The organism is Streptomyces sp. NPDC054887, assembly GCF_053610585.1.
The window spans coordinates 80,366-92,382 of sequence record NZ_JBSGYQ010000004.1; the positions used below are offsets into that span (position 1 = coordinate 80,366).

At 69.7% G+C, this 12,017-nt stretch carries 9 protein-coding genes; all 9 read left to right on the forward strand.

Going from position 1 to position 12,017, the window contains the following annotated elements; all coding sequences use genetic code 11:
• Window positions 1-86 precede the first annotated feature (86 nt).
• The 9 genes from ACWGH0_RS03640 (at window position 87) to ACWGH0_RS03680 (ending at window position 11,956) form a co-directional block, all read left to right on the forward strand.
• The gene (locus tag ACWGH0_RS03640; RefSeq protein ID WP_453402470.1) at window positions 87-971 is read left to right on the forward strand and encodes a carbohydrate ABC transporter permease; all 885 of its coding nucleotides are present in this window, start codon (window positions 87-89) and stop codon (window positions 969-971) included.
• 5 nt (window positions 972-976) lie between these two features.
• On the forward strand, window positions 977-1,873 hold the full coding sequence (locus ACWGH0_RS03645; protein WP_453402471.1) for a carbohydrate ABC transporter permease: 897 nt from the start codon (window positions 977-979) through the stop codon (window positions 1,871-1,873).
• Window positions 1,874-1,918: 45 nt separating this feature from the next.
• Window positions 1,919-4,504: a family 78 glycoside hydrolase catalytic domain gene (locus ACWGH0_RS03650; RefSeq protein WP_453402472.1), complete on the forward strand. Its 2,586-nt coding sequence runs from the start codon at window positions 1,919-1,921 to the stop codon at window positions 4,502-4,504.
• A gap of 467 nt (window positions 4,505-4,971) precedes the next feature.
• On the forward strand, window positions 4,972-7,449 hold the full coding sequence (locus ACWGH0_RS03655; RefSeq protein WP_453402473.1) for a glycoside hydrolase family 3 protein: 2,478 nt from the start codon (window positions 4,972-4,974) through the stop codon (window positions 7,447-7,449).
• Window positions 7,450-7,672: 223 nt separating this feature from the next.
• Complete coding sequence (locus ACWGH0_RS03660) at window positions 7,673-8,104, forward strand: PPOX class F420-dependent oxidoreductase (RefSeq protein WP_453402474.1); 432 nt, start codon at window positions 7,673-7,675, stop codon at window positions 8,102-8,104.
• A 131-nt stretch (window positions 8,105-8,235) separates the two neighbouring features.
• Complete coding sequence (locus tag ACWGH0_RS03665) at window positions 8,236-8,778, forward strand: GNAT family N-acetyltransferase (protein WP_453402475.1); 543 nt, start codon at window positions 8,236-8,238, stop codon at window positions 8,776-8,778.
• A gap of 4 nt (window positions 8,779-8,782) precedes the next feature.
• Window positions 8,783-9,253 carry a hypothetical protein gene (locus ACWGH0_RS03670; protein ID WP_453402476.1) on the forward strand — a complete coding sequence of 157 codons (471 nt, stop codon included), beginning with the start codon at window positions 8,783-8,785 and terminating at the stop codon, window positions 9,251-9,253.
• Between the two features lie 439 nt (window positions 9,254-9,692).
• Window positions 9,693-10,742: an alpha/beta hydrolase family protein gene (locus ACWGH0_RS03675; RefSeq protein WP_453402477.1), complete on the forward strand. Its 1,050-nt coding sequence runs from the start codon at window positions 9,693-9,695 to the stop codon at window positions 10,740-10,742.
• The gene (locus tag ACWGH0_RS03680; RefSeq protein ID WP_453402478.1) at window positions 10,739-11,956 is read left to right on the forward strand and encodes a DUF418 domain-containing protein; all 1,218 of its coding nucleotides are present in this window, start codon (window positions 10,739-10,741) and stop codon (window positions 11,954-11,956) included. The genes ACWGH0_RS03675 and ACWGH0_RS03680 overlap by 4 nt, the downstream gene beginning before the upstream one ends.
• The last annotated feature ends 61 nt before the right edge of the window (window positions 11,957-12,017 follow it).

The window sequence follows — 12,017 nt, forward strand, 5'->3', positions numbered from 1 at the left end:
ACGGAACGGGCGGCCCGCCACGGGTCGGCGAGCCGCCCGTTCCCGCCTGGCCTGCCTCTTCACCCGATACGAAGTGGACACCACTCATGCACCGCGTACTCGGTGACCGCAGGGCGATCGCGATCCTCCTCGGTCCCGCACTCCTCTTCTACACCCTGATCATGCTCGTCCCGATGGTGTGGTCGCTCGGGTACTCCTTCACCCGGGGCAACTCCATCGAGGGCTTCACCGGCGACGGCCTCGCCAACTTCACCCGCCTCTTCTCCGACCCGGCCGTCCATGACGCGCTCTGGTTCACCCTGAAGTACGCGGTCGTGGTCACCGCCGGACAGGTCGTCGCCGGCTACCTCCTGGCCCTGCTCTACGTCTTCTTCCTCAAGAAGAGTTCGGCGCTCGTCCGCACCCTGGTCTTCTTCCCCGTCGTGCTGCCCACCGTCGCCGTGGGCCTGCTCTTCCAGAAGTTCTTCCAGGTCGCGCCGCAGACAGGCCCGGTCAACTCCCTGCTGAACGCCGCCGGCCTGGAATCGGTCGACTTCTTCGGCAGCGCCGGCAGCGCCTTCTGGGTGCTGATCATCATGGACATCTGGCGCTCCATGGGCTTCTACGCCGTACTGCTCTTCGCCGGCCTCGTCGACATCCCCGACGAGGTGCTCGAATCGGCTCGGATCGACGGCGCCTCCGGCCTCCGGCTCATCCGCCACATCGTCCTGCCGCTGTCCCTGCCGGTACTCATGTCGTCCCTCGTCTTCAGCATCAACGGCACCCTGAAGGTCTTCGACTCCGTCGTGGCCCTGACCAACGGCGGCCCCGGCAACGGCACCACCCCGCTGACCCTGTACATGTTCCAGACGTCGTTCACCTACAGCGAGTACGGCTACGGCAGCACCATCGCGCTGCTCCTGACCGTCGTGTGCCTGATGGTGAGCCTGGCGGTCTACCGCGTATCGCGGCGCGACATCACGGAGGGCTGAAAGACATGGCCATCGACACCCCGGTGAAGACCTCCGCAGCGCACAGGCGCACCGGCGACAAGCCCCGCCCCGCCCGGAGGACCGGCAGCCGCCTGTGGGTCAAGGCCGTACTCGGCCTGCTGCTGATCATCGAGATCTACCCGCTGATCTGGATGTTCCTGACCTCGCTGAAGTCCAACAGCGACTACCTGAACAACTCCACCTGGAGTCTTCCCACCACCTGGGAATGGGGCAACTACACCGAGGCGTGGACCACGGGCAACATCGGCCTCTACGTCGAGAACAGCCTCCTGGCCGTCGTCCCCGCGCTGGCGCTGATCCTGCTCCTCGGCACGGCGGCCGGCTTCGCCCTCCAGATCATGGTGTGGAAGGGACGCAGCCTCACCCTGCTGGTCTTCCTCGCAGGCATGATGATCCCCCCGCAGATGATCCTCCTGCCGCTGTTCACCGTCTACTTCCAAACAGGGCTCTCCGGCACCCTGTGGCCGCTGATCCTCACCTACACCGGAACCGGCCTCCCGCTGACCGTCTTCATGATGGCCACCTACTACAGGACCGTCCCCCGCGAACTCTTCGAAGCGGCCGCGCTGGACGGCGCCGGCATCCTGCGCGCCTTCTGGACCATCAGCGTGCCCGTGGTCCGCAACGCGCTGCTCACCGTCGGCCTCGTGCAGTTCTTCTTCATCTGGAACGACCTGCTCATCGCCCTGACGTTCACCAACAACCAGGACCTGCGCACCATCCAGGTCGGCCTGCTCAACTTCACCGGCGACTTCGGCGCCACCCAGTACGGGCCGCTGTTCGCAGCCGTCTGCATCAACGTCTTCGGCACTCTCGTGATCTACCTCTTCCTCAACCAGAAGGTCATGAAGGGCCTCACGTCGGGAGCGGTCAAGGGCTGATCGACGATCGCCCCGCCCTCCCGAGCACACGAAAGGTCCCTCCCCTTGCAGTCCTCCCAGCCCTCCCCGGTGCGCTTCGAGCACCTCCCGGACGGCCTCGGCATCGGCACCGCGACGCCACGCCTGTCCTGGACCCAGGCGCCCGGCACCGGCAGCCAGGAAGCCTACGAAGTCGAGCTCGACCGCGGGGGCCACGTACACCGGACCGGCCGCCTCACCGGCTCCGAGCACGTCCTCGTGCCCTGGCCCGCCGAACCACTCGCATCCCGCGAGCGTGCCGTGGTCCGCGTACGGACGTGGTCCACCGACGGAGCCGGGCCCTCGCCGTGGAGCGCGCGCAGCTCCGTCGAGGCCGGCCTGCTCCACCCCGACGACTGGATCGCCGTTCCCGTCGGCGCCGGCTGGGACGAGGACCCGGCCGCCGAACGCCGCCCGGCCCGCGTCCGCAAGGACTTCCGCACCGGCCTGCCCCTCGCACGCGCCCGTCTCTACATCACCGCCCACGGCCTGTACGAGGCGGAGATCAACGGCACCCGGGTCGGCGACGAAGCGCTGGCCCCGGGCTGGACCGTCTACCCGCACCGCCTGTGCTACCGCACCTACGACGTCACCTCCCTCCTCACCCACGGCGCCAACACCATCGGCGCCTGGCTGGGCGACGGCTGGTACCGCGGCAAGTACGGCTTCGACGGCGGCACCCGCAACATCTACGGCACCGACCAGTCGCTCATCGCCCAGCTGGAGATGACGTACGAGGACGGCACCACCACCGTGGTCGCCACCGATCCGACCTGGTACGCCGCTCCGGGCCCGATCCTGACCAGCGGACTGTACGAGGGGGAGACCTTCGACGCCCGTCTCGACGACCCGCGGTGGTCCACCCCTGCCTCCCCGCCGGCCGACTGGACACCCGTCCGTGCGGGACGGCGGGACCCCAAGACCCTGACCGCGCCCGAAGGCCCCCCGGTCAGGTGCACCGAGGAGCTCTCACCCGTCGCCGTCACCCGCACCGCCGACGGCCGCCACCTGCTCGACTTCGGACAGAACCTGGTGGGCCGACTCCGCGTCACCGCCGACGGCCCCGCCGGCACCACCCTCACGCTGAGGCATGCGGAGGTCCTCCAGGACGGAGAGCTGGCCACCCGCCCCCTGCGCGAAGCCCACTCCACCGACACCCTCGTCCTGCCGGGCCACGGGCCGTACACCTGGGAACCGCGCTTCACCCTGCACGGCTTCCGATACGCCGAGATCGCCGGTTGGCCGGACGGCCTCGACCTCGACGAGAACGCCGTGACCGCACGCGTCTATCACACCGACATGCGCCGCACCGGGTGGTTCGAATGCAGCGACCCGATGGTCAGCCGGCTCCACGAGAACGTCGTGTGGAGCATGCGCGGCAACTTCGTCGACCTGCCCACCGACTGTCCGCAGCGCGACGAACGTCTCGGCTGGACCGGCGACATCCAGGTCTTCACCCCGACGGCCGGCTTCCTCTACGACTGCGCCGGCATGCTCGACTCCTGGCTCACCGACGTGGGTCTGGAGCAACTGCCCGACGGCACCGTCCCCTGGTACGTGCCCGTCATCCCCGGCGGATCGACGTGGACCCCCGTCCAGCCCGGCGCCGCCTGGGGCGACGTCGCCACTCTCACTCCGTGGGCGCTCTACCGGCGATTCGGCGACCTCGAACTCCTGCGACGCCACTACGCCATGGCCAAGGCGTGGGTCGACCTGGTCGAGAAGCTGGCCGGCCCCGATCGTCTGTGGGACACCGGCTTCCAGCTCGGCGACTGGCTCGACCCGGTCGCCCCTCCCGACGACCCCGCGGCCGGCCGCACCGACCGCTACCTCGTCGCCACCGCCTACTTCGCCCACTCCGCCCGGCACCTCGCCCTGTCCGCCCGCGCACTGGGCCACACGGCCGACGCCACCCACTACGAGACACTCGCCGACGAGATCACCACGGCCTTCCAAGGCCGCTATGTCGTCGCCACGGGCCGCATGACCAGCGACAGCCCCACGGCCTACGCCCTCGCGATCGCCTTCGGCCTGCTCGACACCGCACAGCGTCAAGCCGCGGGCGACCGCCTGGCGGAACTCGTCCTCCAGGACAACGCCCGCATCGCCACGGGGTTCGTGGGTACGCCCCTGATCTGCGACGCGCTGACCGACACCGGGCACCTCGACACCGCCTACCGCCTGCTCCTGCAGACCGAATGCCCGTCCTGGCTCTACACGGTGTCCATGGGGGCCACCACCATCTGGGAACGCTGGGACAGCCTCCGCCCCGACGGAACGCTCAACCCCGGCGGCATGACCTCGTTCAACCACTACGCCCTCGGCGCCGTCGCGGACTGGCTCCACAGAGTCGTAGGGGGGCTCGAAGTCACGGAGCCGGGAGCCCGGTCCCTCTCCTTCCGGCCCCGGCCGGGAGGCGGCATCACCTGGGCGCGGACCCGCCACGAAACGCCTCACGGCACCGCGTCGCTGTTCTGGGAGACCACCACCGCCGGTATGAGGGCCCGCATCACCGTACCGCCGGGCTGCACCGCCGTCGCCGAACTCCCCGGCCGCGCGCCGGTGGCACTCGGCCCCGGAACGCACATCCTCGACTCCGCCGAACACGACTGAAAGGGTTTCGGAACAACCCCGGTGTCCGCAGAATGCCCGGCCTGATGAGTTCTTTCACGCCGGGCATTCGTGTTGCGGGAAAGTGTGGACGGCCTCCCATTCGTGTGCTGGATGATTGTCATCGAATGCTTGTATACCGCTGCGCGGCTTTCATGGATTGGCTCGATGGATTACTTCGCCGTCTCCATCGATAAGTTGCAGTCCTTCGAGGTCACAGGCATGTGGGTGAATTCGTGGCGTCAGAAGGCTTGACCAGTAGTAGTGGTGGCCATAACTTTCCGATTCATGTGAGGCGCTCCATTGTGAGCGCCCAAGAAGTCCTTGCAATGGGTGCCGCGGGACGCGGAAATCCTTTCGAGGGCTCAAGAACCAGAACTCGCCGGCCCGTGCCCGTCTGCCGGACCTTCAGTTCCACCCCGAATTCGGCCGGCCCCCGCCCGCCGTCCCCCTCTGCCCGGAGAGCCGCTGTGAACCGACGAACCTTCCTCTCCTCCGCCATAGCCACCGCACTCGCCGCCAGCATGGCCCCCGCGGCCACCAGCAGGGCGATCGCCGCTACCGACACCGTCGCCTCCGAACGGGCGGACGCCCTCCTCGCCCGGATGACCGCCGCCGAGAAGGAGGCCCTCGTACGGTGCGACTTCGCCGCCCTCGACCATCTCGGCATCCCCGCGCTGACCATGGTCGACGCCTCCGCGGGACTGCGAGGTGAACAGAACGTCACGGCGTTCCCCGTACCCCTCGCCCAGGCCGCCACCTTCGACGAGAACCTGGCTCGCCGCATCGGCGTCGCCATCGGCACGGAAGGACGCGCCAAGGGCTACAACAACCTCCTCGGCCCCACCATCGACCTCGCCCGTACCTGGCACTTCGCCCGCCAGGCCGAAAGCATGGGCGAGGACCCGTTGCTCGCCGGCCGCCTCGGGGCCGCACTGACCACCGGCATGCAGAGCCGTCAAGTGACCGCCACGGTCAAGCACTTCGCCGCCTACACCCAGGAGGTGAACCGCTTCTTCACCGACACCCTCGTGTCCGAACGGGCGCTGCACGAGGTCTACCAGGCCCCCTTCCGCCGGGTGCTCGCCGCCGCACCCACCACGTCGGTGATGATGGCCTACCCGAAGGTCAACGGAACCTTCGCCACCCAGAACCCCGCCCTCTTCGACGACGTCAAGAACCGCCTCGGCCTTCAGGGATACACCGTCCCCGACTTCTGGGCCGGAGACGACCAGGTCGCCGCCGCCAAGGCGGGCATGGACCTCGCCGGACTCGGACCAGCCGGCGTGAAGCTGGCTGCCGGCTCCCTCACCGACGGCTCTGTCCCCGCAGCCCGGCTGAACGACGCCGCCCGCCGCGTTCTCGTCACGATGTTCGCCAACGGCCTCGTCGACAACCCCGTCCCCGCCCCGGCCCAGAACGTCAGCACCCAGGAGCACAAGAACCTCGCCCACGAGGCCGCGCTCGGTTCCACTGTCCTGCTGGCCAACCGCTCCTCGGCACTGCCCCTGCCGACCGCACTGAAGACACTCGCGGTCATCGGCCCCGCCGGCACCGACGCCTTCACCGGCGTCGCCGGCTCCACCTACGTCGATCCCGGCCCGTGGACCACACCGCTCCAGGCCATCCAGAGCCGTGCGGGCAGCACCGTCAGGGTCACCCACGCCCAGGGCACAGCCGGCGACGTCCCGCTCACCACCGTTCCCGCGGCCGTGCTGCGCACGACAGGCGGAGCCGCCGGCCTCAGCGGCCGCTACTACGCGAACGCCGACCGAACCGGCACCCCTGTCGCCACGCGCACCGACACGACCGTCGATTTCACCAGCGCCCCGCTGGACACGCTGCCCGCCGTCTGGTCCGCGAGCTGGTCGGGCACACTGACCCCGACCCACTCCGGTCTGCACCGCTTCTCGCTCCTCGCCGCCGGCAAGGCCACGCTCAAGATCGGCGGAGTCACGGTCGTCTCCGGCTCCCGAGGCACCCGGCGCTTCTTCCTCGGCCCCTACGACTACCCCCTTCAGGGCACCGTCGAACTGGCCGCCGGACGGCCCGTCTCCGTCGAACTCACCTACAGCAACGCCACCGCCGACCCCGGCACCTGCGGCCTCACCCTGGGCTGGCAGCCCGCTTCCCTGATCCCCGCCGCTGTGGAGAACGCGCGCGCCGCCGATGCCGCCGTCGTCATCGTCAACCGCGTGGCCGGCGAAGCCATGGACCACGAGCAACTTGACCTGCCCGGAGACCAGAACCAGCTCATCGCCGCCGTCGCGGCGGCCAACCCCCGAACCGTCGTCGTCCTGAACACGGACGGCCCCGTGGCCATGCCCTGGCTCGACGACGTCGAGGCAGTGCTGCAGACCTGGTACGGGGGCCGTGGTACGGGGACCGCCCTCGCCGCCGTCCTCTTCGGCGACAGCGACCCCTCCGGCCGACTCCCCGTGACCTTCCCCGCCCACACCGACCAGGGCCCCGGAACCACCACCGCGACCTACCCCGGCGCGAACGGAGCCGTCTCCTACGCCGAAGGAAGCGCCATCGGCTACCGCTACTACGACACCAAGGGGCAGCAGCCGCGGTTCCCCTTCGGGCACGGCCTGTCCTACACGACCTTCTCCCACGGATCGCTGGAAGCCGCCTACGACTCCGCCAAGAAGACGGTCACCCTGACGGTCAACGTCACGAACACCGGCAACCGCCAGGGGACCGAGGTCGTCCAGGTCTACGCGACCCTGCCGAGCGCCGCAGCGGCCGAACCGCGCCGACTGGTCGCCTTCCGCAAGGTCACCCTCGCCCCCTCCGCCACACAGCGCCTCAGCGTGACCGTCCCCGCCGACGACCTCATGGTCTGGAACTCCGGCAACTGGACTCTGGTCCCCGGCCGTTACACGTTCGCCACCGCACGCAGCTCCCGCGCCATGACGGCGCAACGCACGGTCACTGTCGGCTGATCTCCACCGGCACAGGCCGGGGCCGGGGGAGGAGAGGCCGCGGGCGGCGGGTCGTGGGCAGGGAGGGGAGGTGCGCCGCTCCCTGCCCGGCCGTCGGCGGGGACGATGAGCATGCCCGGGTGCGGCACTCCGTGCCCCTTTGGTGAAAGCGGCCGGCGTCGGCCACGACGCCCGGTTTCGTTCGTGTGGAATACGTGGCACACGGAATCAGGTTGACTTCGACATGGCAGACACACGTTTCGACCCGCACGCGCTGCTCGCGGACAGTCGACTGGGCGTGCTCGCAACGCTCAAAGCTGACGGCCGGCCCCAGCTTTCCCCGGTCCTGCCGGCCTACGACCGGGACGCCGGTGTCATCCGGGTGTCGACGACCGATCGGACGGCCAAGGTCGCCAACCTCCGCCGCGATCCAAGAGCCGCGCTGGAGGTGACCAGCGCGGACGGCCGGGAGTGGGCCACCGCCGAGGGCACCGTCACCCTTATCGGGCCGGGAACCGACCCGGACGGTCCCGAGGTGCAAGCACTGGTGGACTACTACCGTATCGCTGCCGGGGAACACCCGGACTGGGACGAATACCGGTCTGTCATGGTGTCCGACCGACGTGTGCTGGTCACGCTGGCGGTCGACAACGTGTACGGCGCGACACTGCGTTGACGGTCGGCGCCTGCCGGTGTGCTCGGCCACGTGTTGCCGGGCACACAATCCGGGGCCTTCGGAAGAAGTGGCGGCGCAGGGCACGGGGCTCCGCACTGTCGCCGAAGCTCGAAACATGTCAGTCTGCCGCCATGATCGAGCAGCATGACGTGGTGATCCACCGTTGGCCGGGGCGGGGCCGCCTGCCCGAGGAAGACCTGTCCGCGCTGTTGGCCGCCTACCACTTGCAGACGCAGGAAGAGAAGGGCCAGTCCGCCGCCACGGTCGGCGACCTGCCACACCGGTACCGGGCAGAAGTCGAGAACCCACGGAATGCGTTCGCGGGTGATGTCGTCCTGGTGGCGGAAGGGGCGGACGGTACCGTCGGCTGCTTGGTGGTGACCACTCCCGCGAAGGACTGGATCGAGGTCAAGCGGCTGTGGACGGCACCCGCAGCCCGGGGCCGTGGAGTCGCCTCCGCCTTGCTCGGCGCCGCCGTCCGGCACGCAGCGGAGAACGGGGTCGCGACCGTGCGGTTGTCGGTGTGGCAGTGGCGCACCCGGGCCATCGCGCTGTATGAGCGGCTGGGCTTCGTCGTCACCACCCAGTGGGACGACCGGGACCAGCTGGTGTGCATGGAACGAGTGGTGCAAGCCGCCCCCTCGCAGCCGACGTCTCGCTCCCTGCCAAGCTGAGGACATGGAGTCCTTCGACGACCAAGACCTGGGCGCGGCGATCCTGCACGCGGATTCGCCGGCCTGGTCCCTGCGTGCCGCTGCCGGCCGACAACTCGCGGCATCGGTCAGGATCAACGAAGTGGCCGACGTCCTCCTCCGTCTGCTCTTGGACGCCCAGGACACCGGGGTGACCAAGGACACCGCAGACGCGTTGCTCGCCCGCAAGGACACGGCGGGCCTGCGCCACGTGCTGCTCGCCATGAGCCGCGCCGCCGACTTCGACACGGCGGATCAGATCAGCGCCGCTCTCAATGCCGACCCCGCTTGGATGACGACCGAGGGGGTGGACCGTCTGATCAGGCAGCTGCGGGAGTTGACGACGGATGACGACGACGGCGTCCGCGACGAAGCCCAGGGGATCCTCGCGCTGATTTGTCCGCGTGAGGAATGGGCACTCGACACCGAGGCCAACCATCCAAGCGCCTCCGCCTGATCAGCGAGACCTCCTCGGCCTGAGCACTCGCAGCTGAGCGAGCCTCAGGCCCCCGTGGCATTCGCACACTCCACATGCCCGCCGTGCAGGTCAGTCACGTCGGAGCAACCACCGGTTTCTGAAAGGTCCTTGCCGCCACGACCTCGCTCGCCCCGTCCCAGAGCTGGTGCCGAGCCACACCGTGCCTCCTTGGTCGACCGTCTGCCGCACCGCACGGCTTCGCCCGCTTCGTGCGCAACCCGCAGGTACGCGGGGCGGCGGCGCGGTGGTGAGGGAGAGCTCCGGCCTGCGTCCCCTCGCGTGGACGCCATCGGCTCCATACGCATGCGTTCCGCGCGGCAGGCCATGACTCCGCCCTTGTGCTGTCGGCCTGATACGTTCATTCTAGAGACGAACGTATCGTGAACGATAGTTAAGTGGGGGAGAGATGAGTCGACGGATGGCGCCGCTCGTGCGGCGTCGCTGGCGCGTCCTTGTGTGGTCGCTGACCGCCGTGCTGCTGGCGGGCGTGGCGCTCGGTGGTGTCGCGGTCTGGCAGAACACCTACGCGCTGCGGGAGGAGCGCATCACCGTGCGGCACGACGGGCGGCTGCTGGACGGCGTCCTGGCACGGCCTCAGAACGGCGAGGGCCCCTTCGGCCTTGTGGTATTCGTCCACGGCGACGGGCCCGTCGACGCCACGCACGACACCTTCTACCGGCCCCTGTGGGAGTCGTTCGCGCGGGCCGGCTACGCATCTCTCTCCCTGAGCAAGCCCGGCATCGGCGGCTCCCAGGGGAACTGGCTGGACCAGAGCATGGACGATCGCGCGGGGGAGACCCTCGCCGCCCTCGCCTGGGCCCGCGCGCGTCCCGACATCGACGGCCGGCGCATCGGCCTGTGGGGGGCCAGCCAGGCCGGGTGGGTGCTGCCCAAAGTCGCGGCCCGCGACCACGCTGTCCAGTTCGTCATCGCCATCTCACCGGCCGTCGACTGGCAACAGCAAGGGCGCTACAACCTCCTCGCCGAACTGCGCAGGGACGGCGCCACCCAGGACCGGACGCGTACGGCGTTGCGACGGCGCGAGACGACCCTGCGCCTGCTGCGGCAGGGCGCGACCTTCGAGCAGTACCGCACCGCGGTCGGCGACACCGGCGGCATGACCGCCGAACGCTGGCGGTTCATCGCCAAGAACTACCGCTCCAACGCGAGCGACGACCTGCGCGCCATGCGCGGCACCCCCACGCTCCTGGTGCTGGCCGGGCACGACATCAACGTCGACGTCGCCGACACGGAGGCCGCCTACCGCCGCATCCTGCCGCCCGCCTCCCTGACGGTGCGGCACTACCCCGACGCCACGCACTCGCTGGTCGACAACGCCGTCGAAAGCTCCGGGGCGCGCCTCACCCTCACCGCCGTCTTCGCCCCCCGGCGCCTGTACGCCGCCGAATTCCTGGCCGACCAACGCGCATTCGTCGAGCAGATCACCGACCGCAAGGGGAACGAGTGACCACCGCAACCAGCGCGCCCCCGTCCCGGACGGCCGGACGCCTCGCCCACGTCGACGCCCTGCGCGGCTTCGCACTGCTGGGCATCCTCGTCGTCAACATCGGCTATTTGGCGTCCACTTACCACGGCACGGGCCTGGAGGACCCCGGCTTCACCTCGCCGCTCGACAACGCGGTCCGATGGTTCGTCGCGGTGTTCTTCGAGGCCAAGTTCTTCCTGCTGTTCTCGTTCCTGTTCGGCTACAGCTTCACCCTGCAACTCTCCTCCGCCGAGCGGCACGGGGCGCGCTTCACCTCCCGATTCCTGCGGCGCCTGGCGGGCCTGTTCGTCCTGGGCGCCCTGCATGCGGTGCTGCTGTTCCCCGGCGACATCCTCACCACGTACGCGGTGCTCGGCGTTGTCCTGCTGGCCGCCCGTCGCCTGTGGCCCCGTACCGCCGTGCGCATCGCGGCCGCCCTCTTCGTGCTCACCGCCGCCGCGTACGTCGCACTCGCGCTCGCCACTCACGCGGCGGGCGGCTCGGGAGTGGACCCGGCCGCGGCGGCCGGTGCCGAGCAGGCCGCCGAGGCGCTGCGCGGCGGCCCGGCATCAGTGGTCGCCGCCCACCTGGAGCAACTGCCCGACGTACTGATCCTGCTCGTCTTCTTCCAGGCTCCGGCCGCCCTGGCAGCCTTTCTCCTGGGCCTGGCCGCAGGAAGGCGCCAGGCACTCGGAGACATCGCCCGCCATCGCGGGACGCTGGGCAAGCTCCAGTGGACGGGCTTCACGGTCGGGCTGCTCGGCGGAGTCGTCTACGCCCACGCCAGCTTGGAACACCCGGGTGGCGCCTACCACGTCCTCGCCCTGGGCATCGATGTCGTCACCGCTCCGCTGCTGGCCGCCGCCTACGCCGCCACGGTCCTCCGGTTGGCCGGCGGCCGGCACGCCGACCGGCTGATCGCGATGCTCGCCCCGGCGGGACGCATGACCCTGACCAACTACCTCACGCAGTCCCTCGTCTGCGCCCTGCTGTTCACCGGCTTCGGCGCAGCCCTGGTCGGCGATGTGCCTCCTCCGGGCGTCCTGGCCATCGCCCTCGTCCTCTTCACAACGCAGACCGTCGCGAGCCGCTGGTGGTTGCGCCGGTACCGCTACGGCCCGCTGGAATGGTCGCTGCGCGCCTGGACCAACCTGACCCGGCCGCCGTTCCGCCGAGGGAGGACCGCACCGCGCTGACGGCGGTCTGACGCACTCCTCCTCGTGATCGCCGTCATCGATTCACGGCGACGTCGGCCAT

What these genes read in the sequence shown, in the direction of transcription:
- ACWGH0_RS03645 (WP_453402471.1), top strand. Translation starts at nt 977, where the DNA reads ATGGCCATCGACACCCCGGTGAAGACCTCCGCAGCGCACAGGCGCACC.
- ACWGH0_RS03675 (WP_453402477.1), top strand. Translation starts at nt 9,693, where the DNA reads ATGGCGCCGCTCGTGCGGCGTCGCTGGCGCGTCCTTGTGTGGTCGCTG.
- ACWGH0_RS03660 (WP_453402474.1), top strand. Translation starts at nt 7,673, where the DNA reads ATGGCAGACACACGTTTCGACCCGCACGCGCTGCTCGCGGACAGTCGA.
- ACWGH0_RS03665 (WP_453402475.1), top strand. Translation starts at nt 8,236, where the DNA reads ATGATCGAGCAGCATGACGTGGTGATCCACCGTTGGCCGGGGCGGGGC.
- ACWGH0_RS03670 (WP_453402476.1), top strand. Translation starts at nt 8,783, where the DNA reads ATGGAGTCCTTCGACGACCAAGACCTGGGCGCGGCGATCCTGCACGCG.
- ACWGH0_RS03640 (WP_453402470.1), top strand. Translation starts at nt 87, where the DNA reads ATGCACCGCGTACTCGGTGACCGCAGGGCGATCGCGATCCTCCTCGGT.